The 24,799-nt window shown below is 65.2% G+C and carries 23 protein-coding genes; 7 read left to right on the forward strand and 16 right to left on the reverse strand.

The features are described from left to right. The first annotated feature begins 59 nt into the window (after positions 1 to 59). The 3 genes from kynB (at position 60) to F624_RS0112470 (ending at position 2,522) form a co-directional block, all read left to right on the forward strand. Positions 60 to 704, forward strand: a complete 645-nt coding sequence (kynB, locus tag F624_RS0112460; RefSeq protein WP_019574639.1) for an arylformamidase — start codon at positions 60 to 62, stop codon at positions 702 to 704. 53 nt (positions 705 to 757) lie between these two features. Beyond that, on the forward strand, positions 758 to 1,654 hold the full coding sequence (gene kynA, locus F624_RS0112465) for a tryptophan 2,3-dioxygenase (RefSeq protein ID WP_019574640.1): 897 nt from the start codon (positions 758 to 760) through the stop codon (positions 1,652 to 1,654). A 100-nt stretch (positions 1,655 to 1,754) separates the two neighbouring features. After that, the gene (locus F624_RS0112470; protein WP_019574641.1) at positions 1,755 to 2,522 is read left to right on the forward strand and encodes a ParA family protein; all 768 of its coding nucleotides are present in this window, start codon (positions 1,755 to 1,757) and stop codon (positions 2,520 to 2,522) included. An 82-nt stretch (positions 2,523 to 2,604) separates the two neighbouring features. On the opposite strand, the gene F624_RS0112475 is transcribed toward F624_RS0112470, so the two are convergent. The 8 genes from F624_RS0112475 to F624_RS0112510 all read right to left on the reverse strand — a co-directional run bounded on the left by F624_RS0112475 (position 2,605) and on the right by F624_RS0112510 (position 10,291). Next, positions 2,605 to 3,615, reverse strand: a complete 1,011-nt coding sequence (locus tag F624_RS0112475) for an inorganic phosphate transporter (RefSeq protein ID WP_031254868.1) — start codon at positions 3,613 to 3,615, stop codon at positions 2,605 to 2,607. 14 nt (positions 3,616 to 3,629) lie between these two features. Further along, the gene (locus tag F624_RS0112480) at positions 3,630 to 4,277 is read right to left on the reverse strand and encodes a DUF47 domain-containing protein (RefSeq protein ID WP_019574643.1); all 648 of its coding nucleotides are present in this window, start codon (positions 4,275 to 4,277) and stop codon (positions 3,630 to 3,632) included. 121 nt (positions 4,278 to 4,398) lie between these two features. After that, a complete protein-coding gene (locus F624_RS0112485; protein WP_019574644.1) occupies positions 4,399 to 4,773 on the reverse strand; it encodes a DMT family protein in 375 nt (124 codons plus the stop codon). A 167-nt stretch (positions 4,774 to 4,940) separates the two neighbouring features. Then, complete coding sequence (locus tag F624_RS0112490) at positions 4,941 to 5,660, reverse strand: ABC transporter ATP-binding protein (protein ID WP_157443456.1); 720 nt, start codon at positions 5,658 to 5,660, stop codon at positions 4,941 to 4,943. A 17-nt stretch (positions 5,661 to 5,677) separates the two neighbouring features. Further along, positions 5,678 to 6,448, reverse strand: a complete 771-nt coding sequence (locus F624_RS0112495) for an ABC transporter ATP-binding protein (RefSeq protein ID WP_019574646.1) — start codon at positions 6,446 to 6,448, stop codon at positions 5,678 to 5,680. 12 nt (positions 6,449 to 6,460) lie between these two features. Then, a complete protein-coding gene (locus tag F624_RS0112500; RefSeq protein ID WP_019574647.1) occupies positions 6,461 to 7,543 on the reverse strand; it encodes an ABC transporter permease subunit in 1,083 nt (360 codons plus the stop codon). 14 nt (positions 7,544 to 7,557) lie between these two features. Next, positions 7,558 to 8,487: a branched-chain amino acid ABC transporter permease gene (locus F624_RS0112505; protein WP_027478040.1), complete on the reverse strand. Its 930-nt coding sequence runs from the start codon at positions 8,485 to 8,487 to the stop codon at positions 7,558 to 7,560. Positions 8,488 to 8,986: 499 nt separating this feature from the next. Next, complete coding sequence (locus F624_RS0112510; RefSeq protein WP_019574649.1) at positions 8,987 to 10,291, reverse strand: replication-associated recombination protein A; 1,305 nt, start codon at positions 10,289 to 10,291, stop codon at positions 8,987 to 8,989. Positions 10,292 to 10,550: 259 nt separating this feature from the next. On the opposite strand from F624_RS0112510, the gene F624_RS0112515 reads away from it, so the two are divergent. Continuing rightward, positions 10,551 to 11,423: a dienelactone hydrolase family protein gene (locus F624_RS0112515; RefSeq protein ID WP_031254872.1), complete on the forward strand. Its 873-nt coding sequence runs from the start codon at positions 10,551 to 10,553 to the stop codon at positions 11,421 to 11,423. A 22-nt stretch (positions 11,424 to 11,445) separates the two neighbouring features. Here the strand turns inward: F624_RS0112515 and F624_RS0112520 are convergent, their stop codons facing one another. The 5 genes from F624_RS0112520 to F624_RS0112540 all read right to left on the reverse strand — a co-directional run bounded on the left by F624_RS0112520 (position 11,446) and on the right by F624_RS0112540 (position 18,081). Continuing rightward, positions 11,446 to 12,645 carry a DUF1501 domain-containing protein gene (locus tag F624_RS0112520; RefSeq protein ID WP_019574651.1) on the reverse strand — a complete coding sequence of 400 codons (1,200 nt, stop codon included), beginning with the start codon at positions 12,643 to 12,645 and terminating at the stop codon, positions 11,446 to 11,448. Positions 12,646 to 12,663: 18 nt separating this feature from the next. Further along, positions 12,664 to 14,229, reverse strand: coding sequence for a DUF1800 domain-containing protein (locus F624_RS0112525; RefSeq protein WP_019574652.1), 1,566 nt, complete (start codon positions 14,227 to 14,229; stop codon positions 12,664 to 12,666). A gap of 136 nt (positions 14,230 to 14,365) precedes the next feature. Further along, positions 14,366 to 15,007 (reverse strand): outer membrane lipoprotein periplasmic chaperone LolA, encoded by a 642-nt coding sequence (lolA, locus tag F624_RS0112530; protein WP_019574653.1) that lies wholly within the window; start codon positions 15,005 to 15,007, stop codon positions 14,366 to 14,368. Between the two features lie 10 nt (positions 15,008 to 15,017). Further along, entirely contained in the window at positions 15,018 to 17,339 is a 2,322-nt protein-coding gene (locus F624_RS0112535; RefSeq protein ID WP_019574654.1) for a DNA translocase FtsK, read from the reverse strand. Between the two features lie 64 nt (positions 17,340 to 17,403). After that, complete coding sequence (locus F624_RS0112540; protein ID WP_019574655.1) at positions 17,404 to 18,081, reverse strand: Crp/Fnr family transcriptional regulator; 678 nt, start codon at positions 18,079 to 18,081, stop codon at positions 17,404 to 17,406. A gap of 212 nt (positions 18,082 to 18,293) precedes the next feature. Between F624_RS0112540 and trxB the strand changes: the two genes are divergently transcribed. From trxB to rpmG, 3 genes are all read left to right on the forward strand, one after another. Continuing rightward, on the forward strand, positions 18,294 to 19,253 hold the full coding sequence (trxB, locus tag F624_RS0112545; RefSeq protein ID WP_019574656.1) for a thioredoxin-disulfide reductase: 960 nt from the start codon (positions 18,294 to 18,296) through the stop codon (positions 19,251 to 19,253). A 233-nt stretch (positions 19,254 to 19,486) separates the two neighbouring features. Beyond that, positions 19,487 to 19,720 (forward strand): 50S ribosomal protein L28, encoded by a 234-nt coding sequence (gene rpmB, locus F624_RS0112550; protein WP_019574657.1) that lies wholly within the window; start codon positions 19,487 to 19,489, stop codon positions 19,718 to 19,720. Between the two features lie 11 nt (positions 19,721 to 19,731). Beyond that, complete coding sequence (gene rpmG / locus F624_RS0112555; protein WP_019574658.1) at positions 19,732 to 19,902, forward strand: 50S ribosomal protein L33; 171 nt, start codon at positions 19,732 to 19,734, stop codon at positions 19,900 to 19,902. Between the two features lie 96 nt (positions 19,903 to 19,998). On the opposite strand, the gene F624_RS0112560 is transcribed toward rpmG, so the two are convergent. From F624_RS0112560 to F624_RS0112570, 3 genes are all read right to left on the reverse strand, one after another. Continuing rightward, positions 19,999 to 21,504: an aminotransferase-like domain-containing protein gene (locus tag F624_RS0112560; protein WP_031254874.1), complete on the reverse strand. Its 1,506-nt coding sequence runs from the start codon at positions 21,502 to 21,504 to the stop codon at positions 19,999 to 20,001. A 571-nt stretch (positions 21,505 to 22,075) separates the two neighbouring features. Next, positions 22,076 to 23,278 (reverse strand): DesA family fatty acid desaturase, encoded by a 1,203-nt coding sequence (locus tag F624_RS0112565; protein ID WP_019574660.1) that lies wholly within the window; start codon positions 23,276 to 23,278, stop codon positions 22,076 to 22,078. 206 nt (positions 23,279 to 23,484) lie between these two features. Beyond that, positions 23,485 to 24,753 carry an RsmB/NOP family class I SAM-dependent RNA methyltransferase gene (locus F624_RS0112570; protein WP_031254875.1) on the reverse strand — a complete coding sequence of 423 codons (1,269 nt, stop codon included), beginning with the start codon at positions 24,751 to 24,753 and terminating at the stop codon, positions 23,485 to 23,487. Between the last annotated feature and the right edge of the window lie 46 nt (positions 24,754 to 24,799).

Below are 24,799 nucleotides of genomic sequence, written 5' to 3' on the forward strand. Positions count from 1 at the left end.
CGCCGCCTGTCTGAAATAAGCGACACCACGAAATTCTGGCGCCAGTAACGTCAGCGCCCATGCAACAGATCTGGGATATCTCTCCCCCCATCCATGTCGGCACCCCGGTGTTTCCGGGCGATGCGCCCTACCAGCAGCACTGGGCCGCCACCCTGGGCCCGGGCTGCCCGGTGAATGTCGCCACCCTCAGCCTGTCGCCCCATGTGGGGGCCCACGCCGACGCGCCACTGCATTACGACGCGGGTGGCAGCCCCGTCGGGCTGCTGCCGCTGGAGCCCTTTCTGGGCCCTTGCCGGGTGATCCATGCCATCGGCCGCGGCCCGCTGCTGAACTGGTCTGATCTGGCCCACGCCCTGCCCGCGGGGCAAGCCATGCCCCCGCGCGTGCTGGTGCGCTGCTACCAGCAGGCCCCCACGCAATGGGACCCGAACCTGCCCGCCTTGGCCCCCGAGACCCTGGAGCAACTGGCCGACCTGGGGGTCTGCCTGATCGGCATCGACAGCGCCAGCATCGACCCCGCCGACAGCAAGACGCTGGACAGCCACCAGGTGATCCGCCGGCGCGGCCTGCGCGTGCTGGAAAACCTGGTGCTCGACGAGGTGCCCGAAGGCGACTACGAATTGATCGCCCTGCCCCTGAAGCTGATCAGCGCCGACGCCTCGCCGGTGCGGGCCGTGCTGAGACGCCTGCCGCAGCCGCGCTGACGACCCCATCCACGACCTTTGCAACCCCAGCTAACACAAGAAGGACCCCCACCATGTGCCCCTACCACAACACCGAAGCCAACCCCAACCAGCCGCAGGAACCGACCCCGGCCCACGCCACCGAGCGCATCGTGACCGAAGAGCGCGCCCAGCTCGACTTCAGCCAGTCGATGAGCTATGGCGACTACCTGCAACTGGACAGCATCCTGACGGCCCAGCACCCGCGCTCGCCCGACCACAACGAGATGCTGTTCATCGTGCAGCACCAGACCAGCGAACTGTGGATGAAGCTGATGCTGCACGAGCTGGGTGCCGCCATCCGCCACATCGCGGCCGACGACCTGCAGACGGCCTTCAAGATGCTGGCCCGGGTCAGCAAGATCATGGAGCAACTGGTGCATGCCTGGGACGTGCTGGCCACCATGACACCACCCGAATACAGCGCCATCCGCCCCTACCTGGTGAACTCCAGCGGCTTCCAGAGCTACCAGTACCGCTGCATCGAATTCGCGCTGGGCAACAAGAACGCCGCCATGCTCAAGCCCCACGAGCACCGCCCCGAGCTGCTGGCCATGGTGCAGGAGCGCTACCAGAGCGCCTCGCTGTACGACGAGGCCCTGCGTCTGCTGGCGCGCCGCGGCCTGGCCGTGCCCGCCAGCCACACCGAGCGCGACTGGACCCAGCCCTACGAGGCCAGCGACGGCGTCGAACAGGCCTGGCTCACGGTGTACCGCGACCCCAAGGCGCACTGGGATCTGTACCAACTGGGCGAAGAGCTCACCGACCTCGAAGACGCCTTCCGCCTGTGGCGCTTCCGCCACCTGACCACGGTCGAGCGCGTCATCGGCTTCAAGCGCGGCACCGGAGGCACCGGCGGCGTGAGCTACCTGCGCAAGATGCTCGACGTGGTGCTGTTTCCTGAAATCTGGCGCCTGCGCACCGACCTCTGAGCGGCCTGCAAAGAACCTTGGGTGGCACACCTAGGTTCCCTGAAGACCTTGGGCATGTTGCAATGCACAATACCCCCATTGCAACTGCACGGAATCGGTCATGCGACGCGTTGTTTTCAATCAGAAGGGCGGGGTCGGCAAATCGACCATCACCAGCAACCTGGCCGCCATCGGCGCGCACCTGGGCCAACGCACCCTGGTGGTCGACCTCGACCCCCAGGGCAACTCCAGCCGCTACCTGCTGGGTGACGCGGTAGAGCAGGATCTGAGCGGGGTGGCCGACTTTTTCGACACCACGCTCAAGTTCACCCTGCGTGCACCGGCCACCAGCGACTTCATCGTCGCCTCCCCCTGGGAGAACCTGCACGTCATGCCGTCCAGCCCGGCCCTGGAAGAACTGCATGGCAAGCTGGAGAGCCGCTACAAGATCTACAAGCTGCGCGATGCCCTGCAAGAGCTGGCGGACGACTACGACGCGATCTGGATCGACACGCCGCCGGCGCTCAATTTCTACACCCGCTCGGCACTGATCGCGGCCGAGTCGTGCCTGATCCCGTTTGACTGCGATGACTTCTCGCGCCGGGCGCTCTATGGCCTGCTCGACAGCGTCAAGGAGATCCAGGCCGACCACAACCCCGATCTGCGCGTGGACGGCATTGTGGTGAACCAGTTCCAGCCCCGCGCCGCCCTGCCCCGCCGCACGGTGCAGGAGCTGATCGACGAAGGCCTGCCGGTGTGCCAGCCCTACCTCAGCGCCAGCGTGAAGATCAAGGAGTCACACGAACTGGCCCGGCCCATGATCCACCTCGACCCGCGCCACAAGCTGACGCAGGAACTGGTGGCCCTGTACGAGTCCCTGAACACCTGAGCAGAACGCCGGAAAAACAAAACCCCGCCACGGAGGACCGCTGGCGGGGTTTCGGGATGGTTTCGGGATGGTGCGAGCTGGCTCAGAACAGCTGCAGGCTCACCCAGTAAGCCACACCGGCCACAAAGGCCGAGGCCGGAATGGTCAGCACCCAGGCCCAGACGATGTTGCCGGCCACCCCCCAGCGCACGGCGCTGGCGCGCTGCACCGAGCCCACGCCGACGATGGCGCCGGTGATGGTGTGGGTGGTGGACACCGGCACCCCCATCAAGGTGGCGATGAACAGCGTGATGGCCCCGCCGGTTTCAGCGCAGAAGCCGCCCACGGGCTTGAGCTTGGTGATTTTCTGGCCCATGGTCTTCACGATGCGCCAGCCGCCGAACATGGTACCCAGGCCGATGGCCATGTAGCAGCAGATGATGGTCCAGGTCGGCGGGGCCGTTTCCTGGGCCGAGGCGTAGCCGGTGGCGATCAACAGCATCCAGATGATGCCGATGGTCTTTTGCGCATCGTTGCCACCGTGGCCCAGGCTGTAGGCGCCGGCCGAAATCAGTTGCAGGCGTCGGAACCAGCGATCGATCTTGGACGGACGGGTGCGGCGGCAGATCCAGGCCACGGCCACCATCATCAGCGAGCCAAACAGAAAGCCCAGCAAGGGCGAGATGAAGATGAAAGCCACCGTGCGCAGGATGCCGGCACCGATCAGCGCGCTGGCGCCGGCCTTGGCGATCACGGCACCCACGATGCCGCCGATCAGGGCATGCGAAGAGCTGCTGGGAATGCCGTAGTACCAGGTGATCAGGTTCCAGAAAATGGCCCCTGCCAGGGCACCGAACACCACGTGGATGTCGATCACACCGGCATCGGCAATGCCCTTGCCCACCGTCGCGGCCACGCTGAGGTGGAAGATGAAGATGGCGATGAAATTGAAGAAGGCCGCAAACACCACGGCCTGCCCGGGCTTCAGAACCCCCGTGGACACCACCGTGGCGATCGAGTTGGCGGCATCATGAAACCCGTTCATGAAGTCGAACACCAGGGCCATGGCGACCAGCACCATGACAGCCCACAGTGCTACCGGAACATTGCTCATGTGAGTGCCCCAGATCAGGAGTTCTCGAGGATGATGCCCTCGATCAGGTTGGCCACGTCTTCGCACTTGTCGGTGATGGTTTCCAACAACTCGTAGATGGCCTTGAGCTTGATCACCTCGCGCACATCGGGCTCTTCGCGGAACAGCTTGCTCATGGCAGAGCGCATCACGCGGTCGGCGTCCGACTCCAGGCGGTCGATCTCTTCGCAGGTCTTGAGGGCGGCTTCGGCCACCGGCTGGTCGGCGATCTTGTCGAGCAGCTGCACCGCGTCGCGCAGGCGCTCGCAGCACTTCAGGCTCAGGTCGGTCAGGCGGCTGATCTCATCGGTCATCACGCGCACGTCATACAGGGCCATGGTCTCGGCCGAGTCCTGGATCAGGTCGGCCACGTCGTCCATGGTGTTGATCAGCGAGTGGATCTGCTCGCGGTCGATCGGGGTGATGAAGGTCTTGTGGATCAGGCGGTTGACGTCCTGGGTCACGCGGTCAGCGGCGTGCTCGGCAGCGTCCACGTCCTGGTTGTACTTCTCACGCAGATGAGGGTCGCCGTAGTTGGCCACCAACTGGGAGAACGCACGCGCAGCCTCCACGATGTGCTGGGCGTGCTGGTTGAACATCTCGAAAAAATTGCCTTCTCGGGGCAACAGCTTGCCAAACAGCATGGCGACTCCTAGCGGACTGAGGGGGTCACAGATTGTGACGAGAATATGACAAAGCCTCTGATTCTAACCGGCCGGCCTGGATGGGCGGCAGCTGAACCCGGAACCCCCTCAGGCTGACAGCTCAGGCGCCGCGGAAGATGAAGTACACCGCCCCCACCATGCACAGGCCCGCCCAGAGGTAATCAAGCTTGAGCGGCTGCTGCATGTAAAGCACCGAAAACGGCACAAACACCGTCAAGGTGATCACTTCCTGCATGATCTTGAGTTGCCCCACATTGAGCTGGGTGTAACCGATGCGGTTGGCCGGCACCTGCAGCAGGTACTCGAACAGCGCGATGCCCCAGCTGATGAAGGCGGCGGTGTACCAGGGCGTCTGCGCCAGGCTCTTGAGGTGCCCGTACCAGGCAAAGGTCATGAACAGGTTGGACAGAACCAGCAGGGCCGCGGCCTGCAGCGGCACCGGGAAGGATTGGAAAAAGGTCAGCATGGGCGCCATTATCCGCAGGCACGCCACTGACGCCCCCACCCAAACCGCATGCCCACTAACGCGCCAGGCACTTCCGGGCAGACCCCCAAAGCGCCGGCCCCATGAAAAAAGCCGGGTCGAAACCCGGCTTTGGCAGTCGCAGCGCGCCGTCGGCAGGCAGCGCTAGGAGCTGTGGCTTACTCGCCCAGATAGGCGGCGCGCACCTTGGGATCGCTCAGCAGGTCCTTGCCCTTGCCGGTCATGGTGATCAGACCGGATTCCATCACGTAGCCGCGGCTGGCAATGGCCAGGGCACGGCTGGCGTTCTGTTCGACCAGGACGATGGTCACGCCCTGGGCCGACACATCGCGCACCACTTCGAAGATCTTGTCGACCATGATGGGCGACAGGCCCATCGAGGGCTCGTCCAGCAACAACACCTTGGGCTGGCTCATCAGCGCGCGGGCCATGGCCAGCATCTGCTGCTCGCCGCCCGACATGGTGCCGGCCAACTGATCGCGGCGCTCCTTGAGGCGCGGGAACAGGGCAAACATCTTGTCGATGTCGGCCAGCACGCCGGCCTTGTCGTTGCGGATGAAGGCACCCATCTGCAGGTTTTCCGTGATGGTCATGCGGGTGAACACACCGCGGCCCTCGGGCACCATCACCAGGCCTTGCTTGACCAGGTCCCAGGCGCCCTGCCCCTTGATGGGCTTGCCCAGGTAGAAGATGTCGCCAGCATTGGCCGCCAGGCCCCCGGTGATGGCCTTCATGGTGGTGGTCTTGCCCGCACCGTTGGAGCCGATCAGCGAGACCAGCTCGCCCTCGTGAACCTCGAAGTCCACGCCCTTGACCGCCTGAATGCCCCCGTAGGACACCTTCAGGCCAGCCACTTTCAAAAGCGTTTTCGCTGTCATGGGTTTGTCTTTCTCACTCAATGGCCACCGGCGCCGAGGTAAGCCTCGATCACCTTTTCGTTCTTCTGCACGTCGGCGGGCAGGCCTTCGGCAATCTGCTTGCCGTAGTCCAGCACCGTGACGCGGTCGCACAGGCCCATGACCAGCTTCACGTCGTGTTCGATCAGCAAAATGGTGCGGTTGTCGCGGCGGATCTGGTCGATCAGCTCGCGCAATTGCACCTTCTCGGTGGCGTTCATGCCGGCGGCCGGCTCGTCCAGCGCAATCAGCTGCGGGTCGGTGGCCAGGGCGCGGGCGATCTCCAGGCGGCGTTGGTCGCCGTAGGACAGCGTGCGCGCCTTGAAGTCGGCGTACTTGCCGATGCCCACGTAATCGAGCAGCTCCTGAGCGCGCTTGGCAATCGCGGCCTCTTCGGCCTTGAAGCCCGAAGTGCGGAAGATCGCCCCCAACAGGCCCGAGCCCGTGCGGATGTGGCGACCCACCATCACGTTCTCGAGCGCGGTCATTTCAGCGAACAAGCGGATGTTCTGGAAGGTGCGGGCAATGCCTGCCTTGGCCACTTCGTGCACGGCCGTCGGCTGGTAGGGCTTGCCGGCCAGCTCGAAGTTGCCGGTGTCGGGCGTGTACAGCCCGGTGATGACGTTGAAAAACGTGGTCTTGCCGGCGCCGTTGGGGCCGATCAGGCCATAGACCTGGCCACGTTCGATGGTGATGCCCACATCGCTCAGGGCCTGAAGGCCGCCGAAGCGTTTGGAAATGCCGGACACCTTGAGTACGGTTTCTGCCATGGGTGTCTCTCCTTAACGAACTTGCTGCAGCGACTTGCCGTGTTCGGGCGCGGGCCACAGGCCACGCGGACGCAACAGCATCACGATGATCATGGCCAGCGCAATCAGCAGCTGGCGCAGGATGGCCGAGTCCAGACGGCCGTCGGTCATGGACTGCAGGGGGCCGGCCACATAGCGCAGCACCTCGGGCAGAGCCGACAGCAGCACGGCACCCAGGATCACGCCAGGGATGTGGCCAATGCCACCCAGCACCACCATGGCAACGATCATCACCGACTCCATCAGGCTGAAGGACTCGGGCGACACAAAGCCCTGGAAGGCGCCGAACATGGCACCGGCCACGCCGCCGAAGCTGGCGCCCATGCCGAAAGCCAGCAGCTTCATGTTGCGGGTGTTGATGCCCATGGCCTTGGCGGCGATCTCGTCTTCACGGATGGCCATCCAGGCACGACCGATGCGTGAGTCCTGCAGGCGGTAGCAGATGATCACGGTGAAAATCACCAGCACCAGGAACAGGTAGTAGTACAGCGTGACCGAGTTGATGTCGTAATCGCCGATGGACAGGCGCTTGGCCAGGTCCAGACCGAAGAAGCTGATCGAGTCGATCTGCCCCAGGCCCTTGGGGCCGTTGGTGATGTTGATCGGGTGGTCCAGGTTGTTCATGAAGATCCGCACGATCTCACCGAAACCCAGGGTCACGATCGCCAGGTAGTCGCCACGCAGTTTCAGCGTCGGGGCCCCCAGCAAGGCGCCAAAGAAGGCCGCCAGCACGGCACCCAGCGGGATGATGACCCACCACGGCGTGTGCAAGCCGCCCGGGAACATCGAGGCGATCCAGGCAAAGTTGTCGGTCAGCTGGGGCGAAGCCAGCAGGCCGAACATGTAGGCGCCCACGGCATAGAAAGCCACGTAGCCCAGGTCCAGCAGGCCGGCGTAGCCAACCACGATGTTCAGGCCCAGGGCCAGCATCACGTACAGCAGGGCCAGGTCGGCGATGCGCACCCAGGCGTTGCCGAAGAACTGCAGCACCAACGGCAGCAGCAGCAGGGCCGCGCCAGCGGCCACGTACTTGAGGGTCTTGTTGTCTTGGTTCATGTTGATTCCCCCGATCAGGCGCGGTCGGCCACACGTTCACCCAGCAAGCCGGAAGGACGCAGGGTCAGCACGATGATGAGCACCACGAAGGCGAAGATGTCGGTGTAGTTGCTGCCCAGCAGGCCCCCGGTGAGGGCGCCGATGTAGCCCGAGCCGATCGACTCGATCAGACCCAGCAGGATGGCACCCACCACGGCGCCGGCCAGGTTGCCGATGCCGCCAAACACCGCAGCGGTGAAGGCCTTGAGGCCGGGCAGGAAGCCCATGGTGTGCTGCACGGTGCCGTAGTTGGCGGCATACATCACGCCGGCAATGGCAGCCAGCACGGCGCCGATGATGAAGGTGGCCGAGATGACCATGTCGGGCTTCACGCCCATCAGGGCGGCCACGCGGGGGTTCTCAGCCGTGGCACGCATGGCACGGCCCAGCTTGGTGTAGTTGACCAGCCACATCAGCACGGCCAGCGAAACGGCCGTCACACCCAGGATCAGGATCTGGGTGGGCGTGATCACCGCGCCACCCACTTCGATCGGTGCCGAGGGCAGCAGCGAGGGATAGGGTTTGTAGTTGGGCTTCCAGATGATCATGGCCAGCGTCTGCAGCAGGATCGACATGCCGATGGCCGTGATCAGCGGAGCCAGCTTGGGGCTGTTGCGCAGCGGCCGGTAAGCCACTTTTTCGATCACGAAGTTCAGCGTTGCCGAGACCACGCAGGCGATGATCACCGCGATCAGCAGGATCAGCCAGCCGGGCGCTGAAGGCATTGCGTCCTTCATGAACCCGATGATGGTCCAACTGGTGAGTGCCCCGACCATCAGCACCTCGCCGTGGGCGAAGTTGATCAGGTTGATGATGCCGTACACCATGGTGTAGCCCAGGGCTACCAAGGCATACATGCTGCCGAGTACCAGACCGTTGATGATCTGCTGCAGCAATATTTCCATAAAGTTTCTCCGTTGAGTCAGATGCCCTGCCGATCCCCGGGCGGATCGCCGGGGCACAACAAAGCCGTCTTCCACCTAGCAAAAAACCCGCCAGATAAATCGGATGCGGGTTGGTGGCCGGGATTGTAGCCAACGGTACAGAATGAAAAAGTTATTGACTGACCGGGGTTTACCCGTGTTTTGACCTGCATCAGCAGGCCTATTTGGGCATCATAAAAACTGATGAAAACCGCGGTTCATTCACGTGACTGCTGACAGGCTGGCACTCATAAACGGCAGACCGCGCCATCCGCGACCCCACCCATCGTGGCGCAAGATGGCTTGCCGTCATAAATCACCGCTACAAGTTCAATAGCAATGAGGTGTTGGCGCGCTCAAAAATCAGCGCAAGGAAGGCCGAAGCCCATTTCAAACACGAACGCACCAGAGGAGTGCATTCGTGACCGGAAATGCTCATCGCCAGACCGGCAAAGCTCAGAAATTCGGGATGAAAAAAAACTCAGGTGCGACGTGCGGCATCGTCCAGGGCACGCAAATGGGCCAGTTTCTCGCCGATCTTGAGCTCCAGCCCACGCGGCACGGGCTGGTACCAACCCGGTTCCTCCATGCCGTCAGGCAGGTAGGTTTCACCCGCCGCGTAGGCATTGGGCTCGTCATGGGCATACCGGTACTCGTGCCCGTAGCCCAATTCCTTCATGAGCTTGGTGGGCGCATTGCGAAGATGCACCGGAACCTCACGGCTCTTGTCCTGCTTCACAAAGGCCTTGGCCTGGTTGTAGGCCTTGTAGCCCGCGTTGCTCTTGGCAGCCACCGCCAGGTAGATGACCGCCTGGCCCAGGGCCAGTTCGCCTTCCGGACTGCCCAGCCGTTCATAGGTCAGGGCCGCATCGTTGGCAATCTGCATGGCCCTGGGGTCGGCCAAGCCAATGTCTTCCCAAGCCATGCGGACAATGCGCCGCGCCAGATACCGGGCATCCGCCCCGCCGTCCAGCATGCGGGTCAGCCAGTAAAGGGCGGCATCCGGGTGGGAGCCCCTCACCGACTTGTGCAGGGCTGAAATCTGGTCGTAGAAGTTGTCGCCGCCCTTGTCAAAGCGACGGCTGTTCAAGGTCAGGGCGTTCTGCAGGAAATCGGCGGTGATCGTGGTCAGGCCAGACGCTTTGGCGGCGGTGCTGGTCTGCTCCAGCAGGTTCAAGAACCGTCTCGCGTCGCCGTCCGCATAGCCAATGATCGTGTCCGTCGCCAGGTCGTCGAAGACCAGGTGGCCCAGCGCGAGTTCTTGGGCACGTGCCAGCAACAGCTTCAGTTCGTCATCGGTCAGCGACTTGAGAACATAGACCTGTGCCCGCGACAACAGCGCCGAGTTCACTTCAAAGGAAGGGTTCTCCGTGGTGGCACCGATGAAGGTGACCAGACCGCTTTCCGCATAGGGCAGAAGTGCGTCTTGCTGCGACTTGTTGAATCGGTGGATTTCGTCCACGAACAGAATCGTGTGCTTGCCCAGCGACAGGTTCTGCTGGGCCTGCTCCATGGCAGCCCGGATGTCTTTGACCCCCGAGAACACCGCAGACAGGGCAATGAACTCACACTTGAAGGCGGAGGCCGTGAGGCGTGCCAGGGTCGTTTTGCCGACGCCGGGCGGCCCCCAGAAGATCATGGAATGAGGCTTGCCCGACTGGAAAGCCAGCCGCAGAGGCTTGCCCTCGCCCAGCAAATGCGACTGTCCGACCACCTCGTCCAAGGTCTTGGGGCGAAGTGCTTCGGCCAGCGGTGCCGAAGGCTCCTGCTCGAACAGATCAGCCATGCTTCACCCCCGTTGAGCCCAGCAAAAGCCCAGGGAACTGCACCAGGGCCATTGCGAGATGTTCATGCAAGGATGAGCGGACCGGCGGGTGCGGACGCAGCCGCTCGGCCAGGGGGACAGACAAGGCCGTGTCAGGCTTGGAGGCTGGGCGAGGCGTGTTCATGCCTCGATTGTCCATGCACCTGGGCACGGTTTTCACGGATGGCAACGACCGCTCCGGCACGCGACACTGGGCCCACCGAACAAAGAGGCGCAACCCATGTCCCCAGCTCGCATCTCCGTGCTTCCCATGCGCTGCATCGCCCTGCTGGGGCTGAGCCTGCTCATGAGCGCCCACACCCTGGCGCAGACCACGCCGACTGGCCGCATCGAGGGCACGGCCTGGCAGCACACCCCGGCCTCGCTGGCCGCCAGCGTGGCGCGGGCGGCACTGGTGCTGCCCGAGCGCGCCACCGGCGGCGCCCGGTACACCGGGGCCTTCAGTGCACGGCCTGCGACACAGGGTCAGGCCGTGCCGGTGGTGCTGTTTCTGCATGGATCGTCCGGCCTGGGCCTGAGCGCCATCGCCACCTGGCAACAGTGGCTGGCCGACCAGGGCATTGCCAGCCTGGCCCCGGACTCGTTTGCCCTGCCCGAGCGGGTGACCTACCAGTCGCCGATCTCAGCCCAGGACTATGAGCGCATCCATGCGCTGCGCGGCTCGGAAATCGCGCCGGCGCTGGCGGCCCTGCAGGCCCAAACCTGGGCCGATGCCCGGCGCATCGTGCTGGCGGGCACCAGCGAAGGCGCGGTGGCGGTGGCCCGTTATGCTGGCGATGGCGTCGCAGCACGCATGGTGTTCTCGTGGAGCTGCGAGGCCAACTACTTTGTGCAGGCCCCGCGCAACGCCTTTGCGCCGGGACAGCCCGTGCTCAACCTGATCAGCAGCACCGACCCGTATTTCTCGCGCAGCAACCCCTGGCTGGGTGCAGCCGAAGCCCAAGGGCATTGCGCCACGGCCCTGAAGGACAACCCCCGGGCCAGCGTGCTGCTGATCCCCAACGCCCCGCACACCTTGCTGAACTGGCCGGCCGCACAGGACGCCGTGGCCGGCTTTCTGAGGCGTGCCCTGGCTGAGCGGCCAGCGCCCTGAAAACGGCAACGCGCGTCCAGGCTCAGACCAAACCGAGATCACGCACGGCCGCGCCCGGAAAGACCCTCTGCAAGGCCTGCGGCCCCAGGCCATACTGGCGCCCCAGCAGGCCGGCCAGCACGCTGCGGTAGTCGTTGAGCACCGGGAAATCCCGGTTCTGGAACAAGGTGGCCGGGCTGATGGCCACCTGCTCGCCCAGCACCCGCCCGCCGCGCAGGCCGCCGCCCAACACCCACAGCACCGAGCCATGGCCGTGGTCGGTGCCCCGGTTGCCGTTTTCGCGGAAGGTGCGGCCAAACTCGCTGATCACCACCACCGTGGTGCGGCCCCAGGCCTCGCCCATCTCGTCGGCCAGCGCCGCCAGGCCCTGGCCCAGTTCCTCGAAGCGGCTGGCCAGGGCGCCACTGGCGCCCCCTTGCGCCACATGGGTGTCCCAGCCGCCCACATCGACAAAGCCGATGTCGTGGCCCGACTTGAGCAAAAAGGCCAGGCGACGCGCCACCTGCTCGAAGCCACGGGAGCTCATGGCACGCCGGTTGGCGCTTTCCATCTCGGCCTGCAGGCTTTGGCGCGCCTCGGCCTGCACCTGAAAGCCCTCACGCACCGGGGTGGCCAGTGGGCCGCCGCCATACATGGCCTCGATGATGCGGGCCTGGCGCTCATCAACCCCGGCCTTGCCCACCGAGGACAGGGCCACGTTGGCCACCGGCACCGGGCCACGCAAGACCAAGGGCAATTGGTCGGTGAAGGCGATGCCCAGGCCCTCGGCCCCGCCCAACTCAGCACACAGGCGGTTCAGGAAGCCGGAGCGGAAGTCGCGCCGCTCGCCCACGCCCTGCCCCAGCTCGATGCTGTCCTGGGTCTCGAAATGGCTGCGCGTGAGATCGTCGGTGCCACAAAAGGGGATGAAGGCCGCCTGCCCGCGCTGGTACAGGGGCAGCACCGTGCTGGCCAGGGCCGGGTGCAGCCCCCACTGGGCGTCCAGCGGCAAGGCCCCTTGCGGGCGACCGGGGCGGGCGATGGCGATGTTGGGGCGCGACTCCTCGTAAAAGGTGTTGGCCGTGGGCACCAGCAGGTTGGCCGCGTCATAGCCGCCGCGCAAAAAAACCAGCAGAAACTTGTTGCGCCCGGCCCCCGGCGCCGCCCAACTGCGGCTACCGTGCAAGGCCAGCGGCGCCAGGCTGGCGGCGCCCAGGCGCTGAAGAAGGTGTCGGCGTTGCATGTTGGCCTCGCTTTTGAGTCAGCGGTTCATGAATTCAGGAGACGACAACAAGAAGGTGTTCCATTCCTGCGGCGAGCTGGCCTGCTCCAGGGCCTGCCGGGTGCGCGGGCTCAGGCTGGGCGCCAGGCCCTGGTGGTACAGCGCGTTCGACAGCTGGGGAAAGGCCGGTTGCTCGACCGGGGGTGTGGCCTCGGTCTTGAACAAGCCGGCCGGCCCCGAGCCGATGGCCCGGGCCACCTCGAAGCGGGTGCTCATCTGCCCCGCGCTGGACCAAGCCGCAGCCTCCAACGGGTAGCCGTCGGGCGTGCTGCGGCCGTACAAGGGCTCACCCAGGCGGTTGATCCAGTTCAGCACCGGGTTGGGGTTGAGGATGACGCGCCCGTCATAGGCCAGGCGCACGCCGGCCAGCACGTAGTGCACCGGGTCGCGGAACAGCGTGCCCAGCGAGGCCGCGAACTCCGGGCTGGAGAACAGCGCATTCAGCGTGGCCGCGATGTCGCCATCGCTGCGCTGGAAAGCCGCAGCCACCCGGTCCACCAGGCCGGGCGCCGGGGTGTCAGACACCCAGAACAGAACCAACTTGCGGGCCACGAAGCGCGCGGTGGACGGGTGCCGGGCCAGCCGGTCGAGCGCCGCCTCGACGCGGGCCAGGCCCCGCCCGGGCAGGGGTTGGCCCAGCAGCGACTGCGGGCTGTCATCGTGGCGACGCGGGTTGAACTCGAACAGGCCCCGGCGCACATACTGCCCCTGCAGGGCGGGTGGCAACTGGGGCGGCGGCGCGTCGGGCGGGTTGACCACGCCCAGGCCGCTCAGCACCCGCGCCAGGGCCTGCACGTCTTGTTGAGAATAGCCCCCGCCCACGCCCAGGGTGTGCAGCTCCATCAGCTCGCGGGCGTAGTTCTCGTTGAGGCGGCCCGCCGCGTTGTGCTCGTTGTCCAGGTAGCGCAGCATGGCGGGGTGGTAGACCGTGGCCCCCAGCAGATCGCGAAACCGGCCCAGGGCGTGGGGGCGAACGGCCTGATCCTCGAAATCCGGGATCAGCGCCCGCAGATTGCCCTTGTAGAGGTGCAGGCTGAAATGGTTCATCCAGAACCAGACCATCTGCTCCTGCACCTGCTGGGGTGAATACAGGGCGCGCAGCACGAAGCGCTGGGCCGATTCGCGCCCCTGGCGGTTCAACTCCTGCTGGTAGGCCTGCTGGGCGGCCTTCTTGGCCTCATCGTCCTTCAAGGCATCGGCGGCACGCCGCTGCGCCTCCAAGGCCACCACGCGGGCCACCAAGGGCTCACGGGTGATGGTCATGGCCTCGATCTGGGCCTGGGCCTCGGGCGGCAAAGGCACGCCCGGCTGTGCCTTGAGCTGCTGCGCCAGCCAGCGCGACAAGCCCTGAGCGGCCAGTTGACGCGCCGCCTCGGGCGTGGCGCCCCAGGTCAGTCGGTTGAGCCAGCGCACCTGGGCCGCCGCGCTATCGGCCTGGCCATCGCGGGGGCCGCCTTCAGCGCCCGGCAGGCTGGCGCAGCCCGCCAAGCCCAGGCAGGCGCCGGCGGCAGAGCCGGCGAGCAGGTGTCGACGCATCAGATCCATGATGGGTTTCCCGGTTGAGCGCCAGGCGCACGTGCCAGCCAAGAGGCCAGCCCGTCACCCGAGGTGAACTCGCAACGACCCGCGGCAGGCTGGCGTTGACAAACGGATGGTAAAGACCGCCAGCGCCGACCAACCCCTACTGCTGCACCACATCCGCCCCCTTGGGGGGCTTGAACTGAAAGGTGTCGGCCGGCAGGCTGGGGTTGGCCTGAAAACCAGTGAAGCTCAGCACCGAGCGCTGGCCGAAGCTGTCCAGGATGTCGAGGGTGGCCAGCTGCTCGCCCTTGAAACCGATCTTCACGCTCTGGATCTGACCATCGCGCGACTTGGGCAGGGCCTGCACCCACTGCTGGCCGTCCTGCTCGGGCAAGGCACTGAGCTTGAACTCGGCCTCCAGCGACTTGAGGTCGGGCGCCGAGGCCAGCAAGGCGGCCGGGGTGGAGCCCAGCACCTGCGACTGCTTGCGCGCGGTGACCTGGTTCAGGTCCACGTCGTACAGCCAAACGGTCTGGCCGTCTGCCACCAGTTGCTGCTCGAAAGGCTTGCGGTAGTCGAAACGGAAGCGCGAGGGGCGCAGAAATTCAAACACGCCGCTGGAGCTCTTGCTGCGCGCCACCTGCCCTTCGCGTGCCGGCGCCGTCACCACCTGGGTGAACTCGGCCTTGCCGCTGCGGGTGCCTTTGACAAAGGTCTCCAGGGCGTCCAGGCCAGTGGCCAAGGCGGGCCCGGCCAGGCTCAAACCCAGCCCCAGGGCCAGCAGATGTTGTCGAAACTTCATGGGCTCACTCTCATTCGTTGCGCGCGGGCACCAGCACCTCGCGCTGGCCGCTGGAAGTGAGGGCACTCACCAGTCCGGCTTTTTCCATGTCTTCGAGCAGGCGGGCCGAGCGGTTGTAACCGATGCGCAGTTTGCGCTGCACATACGAGATGCTGGCCTTGCGGTCTTTCAGCACCACCTCGACGGCCTGGTCGTACATCGGGTCTTTCTCGCCGCCCTCGCCGCCGCCCTCGCCACCCGGGCCGTCGTCCCCGTCCACGGTACCGCCTTCGAGCACGCCTTCGATGTAATCGGGCTCGCCCTGGCTTTTCAGGTAGCTGACCACGCGGTGCACCTCTTCATCGCTGACGAAGGCGCCGTGCACCCGCACCGGGAAGCCGGTGCCGCTGGGCATGTAAAGCATGTCGCCCATGCCCAGCAGGGCCTCGGCCCCCATCTGGTCGAGGATGGTGCGGCTGTCGATCTTGCTGCTCACCTGGAAGGCGATGCGGGTCGGGATGTTGGCCTTGATCAGGCCGGTGATCACGTCCACGCTGGGGCGCTGGGTGGCCAGGATCAGGTGGATGCCGGCGGCACGGGCCTTCTGGGCCAGACGGGCGATCAGCTCTTCGATCTTCTTGCCCACCACCATCATCAGGTCGGCCAGCTCGTCGATCACCACCACGATGTGGGGCAGGCGCTGCAGCGGCTCCGGGCTCTCGGGGGTCAGGCTGAAGGGGTTGTAGATGAACTCTTCGCGCGCCTTGGCCTCATCGATCTTGGTGTTGTAGCCCGCCAGGTTGCGCACGCCCAGCTTGCTCATCAGCTTGTAGCGGCGCTCCATCTCGGCCACGCACCAGGTCAGGCCGTTGGCGGCCTGTTTCATATCGGTGACCACCGGGGCCAACAGGTGCGGAATGCCTTCGTAGACCGACATTTCCAGCATCTTGGGGTCGATCATCAGCAGGCGCACGTCACGCGCCTCGGCCTTGTACAGCAGCGACAGGATCATCGCGTTGATCCCCACCGATTTGCCCGAACCCGTGGTGCCAGCCACCAGCACGTGGGGCATCTTGGCCAGGTCGGCCACCACCGGGTTGCCGATGATGTCCTTGCCCAGGCCCATGGTCAGCAGTGACTTGGCCTCGTGGTAGATCTGCGAGCCCAGGATTTCACTGAGCTTGATGGTCTGGCGCTTGGCGTTGGGCAGCTCCAGCGCCATGAAGTTCTTGCCCGGGATGGTCTCGATCACCCGGATCGACACCAGGCTCAGCGAGCGCGCCAGGTCCTTGGCCAGGTTCACCACCTGCGAACCCTTGACCCCGGTGGCGGGTTCGATCTCGTAACGGGTGATGACCGGGCCCGGCGAGGCCAGCACCACGCGCACCTCGACGCCGAAATCCTTGAGCTTCTTCTCGATCAGGCGGCTGGTCATCTCCAGGGTTTCGGGGGCCACGGTCTCCTGGCGCAGCAGGGCGCCGTCGAGCAGGTCAACCTGCGGCAGCTTGCTGTCGGGCATTTCGGTGAACAAGGGCTTTTGCCGCTCCTTGACCACGCGCTCGCTCTTGGGCACGTCGATCATCACCGGCTCGATGATCTGCACGGGCTGCGGGTGGTGTTCGCGGATCTCGATGCGCTCTTCGTGCACCACCTCCTCGCGTTCACGCGCCGCGCGCTTGCCCACCGCCAGGTCTTCGGCGATCTCGCTCTTCTTGCGCCGCGACTGCACCAGCGAGTCCAGCGCTGCGCCCAGGCGCTCGGCCGCATGGCCCCAAGAGAAACGGAACACCAATGCACTGCCGACCAGGCCGACGGTCAGGGTCAGCAGGGCCGATCCGGTGAAACCCAGCCACTTCATCAGCAAAGGGCCCGTGAGGTAGCCCAGCACGCCCCCGGCGTGGCCCGGCAGATGCCCCTCGAAGCGGTACAGCCGCGTCCATTCGAGCGCCGTGCTGGCCAGCACCAGCAGCACCAGGCCCAGCCAGAACGGCCAGCGCGCGCCAGGCTGACCGGCCTCGTCGGCGCGCATCCAGCGCGCCAGGCTGGCCAGCCAGGCACGAACGGCCGCCGCCACCCCCCACCAGACGGAAAAACCCAGCATGAAGTAGCTGACATCGGCCAGCCAGGCGCCCAGGCGCCCGCTCCAGTTCAGGACCTTCAGGCTGCCCCCCGTGGTCGACCAGGCCGGGTCTTGCGCGTGGTAGGTCAGCAGGGCCAGCAGCCACAGCACCAGCAGAGCCGCCCAGACGATCAGGCCGATCTCGTGGGTGAAGCGGCTGACCCCGTAGCGCACCGGGGCATCGCGGTCACGGGCCGCGGCGGAGGAATTCAGGGTGTGAAGGGAATAGGTCATAGGCAGTCAAGGACGCCAAGCTTAGCGCAGCGCAGGGCGGCTGCGCCGCTGGGGCCGGCGGTGTTCAGGTCAGCTGCAGCAGCCGGTCCTTGACCGTCATGCAGCCGGCCTCGTCGGTCTGAACAAAGCCGCGCTCCTCCAGGTCTTTCATGACCCGGCTGACCATTTCGCGCGAGGCGCCCACCATCTTGGCAATGTCCTGGCGCGAGAGCTTGTCACGAATCACCAGCGCCCCATCGGGGCCTTCGGTGGCGTGCTCCATCAAGGCCCGCGCTACCCGGCCATAGACATCCATCAATGCCAATGATTCGATCTTCTGATCCGCCTGACGCAGGCGCTGCACCAGGCGCTTCATCACGGCGTAAGCCACGCTGCTGTTGTCCTGCAGGCAACGCAGAAACTCAGCCCGCCCCAAGGTCAACACGTCGGTCTGGATTTCGGCCCGCACGGTGGCCGAATGGGTCTGGTTGTCGATCAGGCTCATCTCGCCCAGGTGATCGCCGGTACGCAAGGTGGCCAGGATCACTTCACGGCCCCGCTTGTCGGTGGTCAGGACGCGGACGCGGCCATTGAGCAAAATGAAGAGGGCATCTGATTTGCTGTCCTGCTCCACCAAGGCCTCGCCGCGCTTGAAGCGCCGCTTCACCACCACCCGCGAAATCAGCTCTGCCTGGGCCGCCGTCAGCAAGGCAAACAAAGGCACGCGCCGCAGCAATTCAAGGTTGGACACCATGGTCGTCATGTCGTGAAATCTCCTTGGCACACCCGGCGCCAGCACCGGATGTTGAGGTTAACAGGGGCTTGTAAACCCCTCAGGGGCCTGGATCCCGATTAGGTTCTTACAATCGCGATCATTGAAAACGCGGGGTCGCCGATCAGGTGACACCGGTTGATACTTCTGCAGCACCCCCCAATTCAGGGGACCAACGGTCGCTATTTCATCAGGCTTTTACCATGTCCAACACCAAACACGCCAAAGTTCTCATCCTCGGCTCCGGCCCTGCCGGCTACACCGCCGCAGTCTATGCAGCGCGCGCCAACCTGAACCCGGTCCTGGTCACCGGCATGGCCCAGGGCGGTCAGCTCATGACCACCACCGAGGTCGACAACTGGCCTGCCGACGTGAACGGCGTGCAAGGCCCGGAGCTGATGCAGCGTTTTCTGGAGCATGCCGAGCGCTTCAAGACCGAAATCGTCTTTGACCACATCAACTCGGTGGACCTGTCCAAGCGCCCCTTCACCCTGAGCGGCGACAGCGGCCAGTACACCTGCGACGCCTTGATCATCGCCACCGGCGCCTCGGCCAAGTACCTGGGCCTGCCCTCGGAGCAAAGCTTCATGGGCCGCGGCGTGTCGGGTTGCGCCACCTGCGACGGTTTCTTCTACCGCGACCAGGACGTGTGCGTGGTGGGCGGCGGCAACACCGCTGTCGAAGAAGCTCTGTACCTGTCGAACATCGCCCGCAAGGTGACCCTGATCCACCGCCGCGACAAATTCAAGGCCGAGCCCATCCTGGTGGACAAGGTGGCCGAGAAGGTGGCAGCCGGCAAGATCGAGCTCAAGCTGTTCCGCACCCTGGAAGAAGTGCTGGGCGATACCTCGGGCGTGACCGGCGTGCGCCTGAAGAGCACCGAAGACGGCAGCACCGAAGACATCGCGCTGACCGGCTGCTTCATCGCCATCGGCCACCAGCCCAACACCGAGATCTTCCAGGGCCAGATCGACACCAAGGACGGCTACATCGTCACCCGCTCGGGCCTGCAGGGCTTTGCCACCATGACCAGCGTGCCCGGCGTGTTCGCGGCCGGCGACGTACAAGACCACATCTACCGCCAGGCCATCACCAGCGCCGGCACGGGCTGCATGGCGGCACTCGACGCACAGCGCTTCCTGGAGCAAGACGGCCAGGCCTGAGGCAGCGCCGCTGGCCACAGCCAGCCAACCGCTTGTAGCCCAATCAGCCCGCAGGCTATAATCTTTAGCTTTGCTGAAAAGGCGCAGTCTTTGGCTGCACCCAATTTGCAAATTACCTCCACCGCCACCCTGCCGGGTGCCTCGGGCCTGCCCCGAAACACCATGGCAAGCGCCTTGACCGGCCCGGGTGGCGAGGTGCGGCTTCGGCCGTTAACAGTCTTAGGAGTGTCCACATGGCACGCAAATGTGAAGTCACGGGCAAGGGCCCGATGGTCGGGAACAACGTTTCCCACGCCAACAACAAAACCAAGCGCCGGTTCCTGCCGAACCTGCAATACCGCCGTTTCTGGGTTGAAACTGAAAACCGTTGGGTTCGCCTGCGTGTTTCCAGCGCCGCTCTGCGTCTGATCGACAAGAACGGTATCGACTCTGTGCTCGCAGATCTGCGCGCACGTGGCCAGGCTTAAGGAGAATCACCATGGCAGCCAAAGGCGGACGCGAAAAGATCAAGCTGGAATCCACTGCGGGTACCGGCCACTTCTACACCACCACCAAGAACAAGAAGACCACGCCCGAGAAGATGCTGATCAAGAAATTTGATCCGAAAGCTCGCAAGCACGTCGACTACAAGGAAATCAAGCTGAAGTAATTCAGCCCTTTCCAGTCAAGCCACCCGGCCCCGGCCCGGTGGCTTTTTTGTTGCCCGCGCCACATCACAGACACCACCAGCCCGAGGCGAACAGGATCAGGCGGCCGACAGGCCCAGTGGGTCTTGCGCGATCATGGCCTTGGCCAGCTGGCCCAGCGTGACGTAAGCCGCCTCGACCTCGGGCGTGAAGGGCAGGCCACAGCTCAGTCGCATGAAGCGCTCATAGCGGCCGGTGTTGGAGAACATCGGCCCCGGCGCCACCCGGATGCCGCAGTCCAGGGCGCGCTCGAACAGCAGCGACGAAGACACCCCCAAAGGCAGCTCGATCCACAGGCTCAGGCCACCCGGCGGCACGCTGAGGCGCGTGCCCACAGGAAAATGCCGCGCCACCGCCTGCACACTGCGCTCGCGCTGCCGGGCCAGGTGGCCGCGCAGCCGGCTCAGATGGCGCGAGAAGGCGGCCGAATCCACACAGCGCGCCGCCAGCAACTGCGCCCAGACCTGCATGTTGCGGGTCTTGGCAAACTTGAGCATCTGCACCCGGGTGTGCCAGCGGCCCCCATTCATCCAACCCTGTCGCAAGCCCGGCGCCAAGGTCTTGTTGAAGGACACGCAGTAAATCACCTGGCCGCTGCGATCCCAGGCCTTGAGCGGGCGCGAAATGCCAGGGGTGTCCACCAGTTCACGGTAGATGTCGTCCTCGATCAGCGCCAGGTTGTGCTGCCCGCAAAAGGCAACCAGACGGGCCTTGTGGGCATCGGGCATCACCGCGCCGTGGGGCATCTGCAGATGCGGCACCACCACCACGGCCTTGAGCCGGGGCTCCTGCTGCACGGCCAGCTCCAGCGCTTCCAGCGACAGACCGGTGCGGGCGCTGCTGGGAATCTCGATGGCCCGCAGGTTCTGCGCCTCCACGGCCTGGAGCAGGCCGTAGAAAGTGGGTGACTCCATGGCAATCACATCCCCCTGCTCGGCCACCGCGCTGAGCGCCAGATTCACCGCCTCGGAGTTGCCCAGCGTCGACATCACTTCGTGCGGCGCCACATGCACACCCGACTCCAGGGCGCGCCGGGCCATCGCCGCCTGGAAGATCGGATGGGTGCCGGGCCGCGAATGTCCCTGCACCAGGATCTCTGGATGCTCCCGCAACAGCGCCGCACCGATGCGATTCAAGGCCGCGCCGTCAAACAACTCGGCCGCCGGCATGGCCGAGCCCAGATCGATGCGCACCTGCGCCAGGCGGCTTTTTTCGAGCCACAGCGAAATGCGTTCATTGATGCCTGCGAACTCCGCCCCATCCAGGCGATGCAAAGGCAGCCGCAGATCGGGCTCGGAGCACTCGCCCAGCAAGGACTGCGGGCTGTCGCACACAAAATACCCCACCCGGGGCCGGGCCTGCACACAGCCCAGGGACTCCAGCGTGCGCAGGGCCTGCAAGGCGGTGCTCAGGCTCACGCCATGGCGCTGCATCAGCTCGCGCACCGAGGGCATGCGGGTGCCGACGCCCAAAACCCCTTGCCGGATCGCCTGGTGGTAGTGCTCGGCCACCTGCCGGTAAAGAGGAGAAGGCTCGGCGAGCGGGCGGGTCTGTAGATCGGACATGAGGCAAGCATGATGCCCCAAGGCACCGCACCGCAACAGATACAGAAACCCGCGCGTGATACCGAAACAGCGGTGTTTTTTCGGATCTGATGCGCCCCTGACCCCTCCTGGCTGTGCCTGTTGCCCAGAGCCCCGGCGCCCTACGCTGAAGGCATGAAAAACGCCAGCACCACCCTCCTCGCTACCCCCCTCGCCACCCCGGGCGCTGCCCCACCACCGGCACCCCGGTCTCAGCGCATCCTGTCGCTCGAACCCTCAGGCCAGCGCCTGCTATGGGTGGCTGAGGGCAGCGAGTTGCAGGGCTTGAACGGCCCACTGCAAGTCCTCCTCTACCCGGGCCAGCCCGACACGCGCCAGCCATTTCGACTGCAAGCCGGGCAAGGCTGGCGCAGCCCGGGCACAGGCTGGGTCAGCCTGCACAACCCAGGGGCCACAGCTTGCCGCGGACAATGGCGGATGGCACCTGAAACGGAGCCACACCGTCCGCCCCCGAGCGCCACGACCCAGCCACAAAAAAGCCGCCCCGGCCTGACGACCTGGGGGCGGCTGATGGGGGCCTGGCTGACGGCGATCAGGCCTGGGCGGCGCGCAACCTGATCGAGAAGTCGCGCAGGGCGGCAATGCCGCTCTCTTCGGCACGGCGGCACCAGGCCTGCAGATCACGGGTGAGCTGCTCACGCGACTGCGAGGTGTTGAGCCACAACTGGCGCAGCTCTTCGCGCATCACCACCATCTTGTCGAGCGCCGGGTAGGCCGCACGGGCCTGGGCCAGTTCGGGCTGGGCGGCAGCGGGCACTTTTTCGGCATCGCGGTGCAGCCAGCGGCGGGCGGCATCCAGCAGAGGAGCATCACCTTGCTTGGCCTTGAGCGCAGCCAGTTCCTGGCGCACGCCACGGGCATAGCCGGCCATCACTTCGTAACGGTTGGCGATCAGGGCTTCCAGCGTCTTTTCGTCGGCCACGGGGCGGATGTCACCCAGTTGCAGCTTGGGCGGCGTCTTCTTGACCTTGGCCCAGCCGATCTTGGACATCAGGCTGATATAGACCCAGCCGATGTCGAATTCGTAGGGCTTGACCGCGAACTTGGCCGAGGTCGGGTAGGTGTGGTGGTTGTTGTGCAGTTCTTCGCCACCAATGATGATGCCGATCGGCGAGATGTTGGTGCTGGCGTCCGGCGCCTCGAAGTTGCGATAACCCCAGTAGTGGCCGATGCCGTTGATGATGCCGGCCGCGGTGATCGGGATCCACAGCATCTGAACCGCCCACACGGTGGCGCCCAAAGCGCCGAACATGGCCAGGTTCAGGATCAGCATCAGGCCCACGCCCTGCCAGCTGAAACGCGAATACAGGTTGCGCTCGATCCAGTCGTCCGGGGTGCCATGGCCAAAACGGGCGATGGTCTCGGTGTTCTTGGCTTCGGCACGGTACAGCTCGGCACCTTGCCAGAACACCGTCTCGATGCCGCGGGTCTGCGGGCTGTGCGGGTCTTCAGCGGTTTCGCACTTGGCGTGGTGCTTGCGGTGGATGGCCACCCACTGCTTGGTCACCATGCCGGTGCCGATCCACAGCCAGAAGCGGAAGAAATGCTGGGGGATGGGGTGCAGATCCAGCGCCCGGTGGGCCTGCGAACGGTGCAGGAAGATGGTCACGCCACAGATGGTCAGGTGGGTGGTCACCAGTGTGTACAGCACGACCTGCCACCAGGTCAGATCCCAAAGGCCGTGACCCAGCCAGTCGATGGCCGCATTCAGCACAGCCCAGTCCGGTAAAAACATGTATGAACCTTGTCCTCGATGAAGGAATTCATGGGGACTGCTCCCCAAAAAACAAAGCTGCAGGACGCAGCTAGCACGAATTTTAATCGCTCAAAGCCTATACACGGTTTTTTTAACCTTATGGATTGCCCTGCTATCCAGGCTTGACGGGGCGTGCCAGCCCCGTCTTAGAGACTGTTCAGTGTCAGGAAGACTTGAACAGGCGCTCAGGCCTTGCGCGTCCAGGCGGCGGCAAAGAAGCCGTCGGTGGCGTGCAGGTGCGGCCACAGGCGCAGGTAACGCCCGCCTTCACCGGTGCACAGGCCCTCGGCTTGCGGCACTTTGAGCTGGGTCAGCGTGGGCGCGGCATCCAGGGGCAGGAAGTCGGGGTTGGCGGCCGAGAAGGCCTCGGCAATCGCCTCGTTCTCTTGCGGCAGGATGCTGCAGGTGGCATACACCAGACGCCCACCCGGCTTCAGCAGGCGCGCTGCGCTTTGCAGGATCGCCGTCTGCTTGGCCACCAGTTCCTCGATCGCCTTGGGGCTTTGACGCCACTTCAGATCGGGGTTGCGGCGCAAGGTGCCCAGGCCGGAGCAAGGGGCATCCACCAGCACGCGGTCGATCTTGCCGGCCAGGCGCTTGATGCGGTCGTCACGCTCGTGGGCGATGGCCGCCGGATGCACGTTCGACAGGCCGCTGCGGGCCAGGCGCGGCTTGAGCGCGTCCAGACGGTGGCCCGAGGTGTCAAAGGCGTACAGACGCCCGGTGTTGCGCATGCTGGCCCCGATGGCCAGGGTCTTGCCCCCGGCGCCGGCACAGAAATCGACCACCATCTCGCCGCGGTGGGCGTCCAGCAACAGGGCCAGCAACTGGCTGCCCTCGTCCTGAACTTCGATGGCCCCACGGGTGAAGGCATCGAGCTTGGTCAGGGCCGGCTTGCCATCCACGCGCAGACCCCAGGGTGAGTAGGGTGTGGGTTCGGCCTTGATGCCGGCGGTCTTGAGTTCTTTCTGCACAGCCTCGCGCTTGTCGGCCAGGGCGTTCACCCGCAGATCCAGGGGGGCACCCTGGTTCATGCTGGCGGCCAGGGCCCAGAAGCCCTCGCCCACCTGGGCCTTGAGCGGCGCCGCCAGCCACTCGGGCAGGTTGTGGCGATGCGGTTCCAGCAGATCGGCGTCGGTCACGGCATCGCAGGCGTCAAGCCAGTTGCGCTCCTGATCGGTCAGGGCGCTCTTGACGAAGTCGCGCGGGCCATGAAAACCCAGGATGGCCAGGCGACGTTCCTTCGGGCCCGAGCCCGAACGGGCCAGGTATTCGAAGCGCAGCTTCTGGCGCAGCACGTTGTAGGTGGTCTCGGCCAGCGTGGCGCGCTCGCGAGGCCCGAGGTTGCGGTGATCACGGAAAAAACGGGACACCACCGAGTCAGCGGGGTGGTCGAAAAGAAGGGAGAGCCTGACCAGTTCGGCGCAGGCATCCAACAGGGCTTTAGGGTGCATGGGCCGCATTTTCCCATGCTTGTCAGGACGCCCGGCTGTTGCGGCA

It is taken from the genome of Curvibacter lanceolatus ATCC 14669, assembly GCF_000381265.1.
Taxonomy (GTDB): Bacteria; Pseudomonadota; Gammaproteobacteria; order Burkholderiales; family Burkholderiaceae_C; genus Curvibacter; species Curvibacter lanceolatus.

Coding starts and splice junctions, on each gene's coding strand:
- kynB (WP_019574639.1), top strand. CDS start 60: ATGCAACAGATCTGGGATATCTCTCCCCCCATCCATGTCGGCACCCCG.
- kynA (WP_019574640.1), top strand. CDS start 758: ATGTGCCCCTACCACAACACCGAAGCCAACCCCAACCAGCCGCAGGAA.
- F624_RS0112470 (WP_019574641.1), top strand. CDS start 1,755: ATGCGACGCGTTGTTTTCAATCAGAAGGGCGGGGTCGGCAAATCGACC.
- F624_RS0112475 (WP_031254868.1), bottom strand. CDS start 3,615: ATGAGCAATGTTCCGGTAGCACTGTGGGCTGTCATGGTGCTGGTCGCC.
- F624_RS0112480 (WP_019574643.1), bottom strand. CDS start 4,277: ATGCTGTTTGGCAAGCTGTTGCCCCGAGAAGGCAATTTTTTCGAGATG.
- F624_RS0112485 (WP_019574644.1), bottom strand. CDS start 4,773: ATGGCGCCCATGCTGACCTTTTTCCAATCCTTCCCGGTGCCGCTGCAG.
- F624_RS0112490 (WP_157443456.1), bottom strand. CDS start 5,660: ATGACAGCGAAAACGCTTTTGAAAGTGGCTGGCCTGAAGGTGTCCTAC.
- F624_RS0112495 (WP_019574646.1), bottom strand. CDS start 6,448: ATGGCAGAAACCGTACTCAAGGTGTCCGGCATTTCCAAACGCTTCGGC.
- F624_RS0112500 (WP_019574647.1), bottom strand. CDS start 7,543: ATGAACCAAGACAACAAGACCCTCAAGTACGTGGCCGCTGGCGCGGCC.
- F624_RS0112505 (WP_027478040.1), bottom strand. CDS start 8,487: ATGGAAATATTGCTGCAGCAGATCATCAACGGTCTGGTACTCGGCAGC.
- F624_RS0112510 (WP_019574649.1), bottom strand. CDS start 10,291: ATGGCTGATCTGTTCGAGCAGGAGCCTTCGGCACCGCTGGCCGAAGCA.
- F624_RS0112515 (WP_031254872.1), top strand. CDS start 10,551: ATGTCCCCAGCTCGCATCTCCGTGCTTCCCATGCGCTGCATCGCCCTG.
- F624_RS0112520 (WP_019574651.1), bottom strand. CDS start 12,645: ATGCAACGCCGACACCTTCTTCAGCGCCTGGGCGCCGCCAGCCTGGCG.
- F624_RS0112525 (WP_019574652.1), bottom strand. CDS start 14,229: ATGGATCTGATGCGTCGACACCTGCTCGCCGGCTCTGCCGCCGGCGCC.
- lolA (WP_019574653.1), bottom strand. CDS start 15,007: ATGAAGTTTCGACAACATCTGCTGGCCCTGGGGCTGGGTTTGAGCCTG.
- F624_RS0112535 (WP_019574654.1), bottom strand. CDS start 17,339: ATGACCTATTCCCTTCACACCCTGAATTCCTCCGCCGCGGCCCGTGAC.
- F624_RS0112540 (WP_019574655.1), bottom strand. CDS start 18,081: ATGACGACCATGGTGTCCAACCTTGAATTGCTGCGGCGCGTGCCTTTG.
- trxB (WP_019574656.1), top strand. CDS start 18,294: ATGTCCAACACCAAACACGCCAAAGTTCTCATCCTCGGCTCCGGCCCT.
- rpmB (WP_019574657.1), top strand. CDS start 19,487: ATGGCACGCAAATGTGAAGTCACGGGCAAGGGCCCGATGGTCGGGAAC.
- rpmG (WP_019574658.1), top strand. CDS start 19,732: ATGGCAGCCAAAGGCGGACGCGAAAAGATCAAGCTGGAATCCACTGCG.
- F624_RS0112560 (WP_031254874.1), bottom strand. CDS start 21,504: ATGTCCGATCTACAGACCCGCCCGCTCGCCGAGCCTTCTCCTCTTTAC.
- F624_RS0112565 (WP_019574660.1), bottom strand. CDS start 23,278: ATGTTTTTACCGGACTGGGCTGTGCTGAATGCGGCCATCGACTGGCTG.
- F624_RS0112570 (WP_031254875.1), bottom strand. CDS start 24,753: ATGCACCCTAAAGCCCTGTTGGATGCCTGCGCCGAACTGGTCAGGCTC.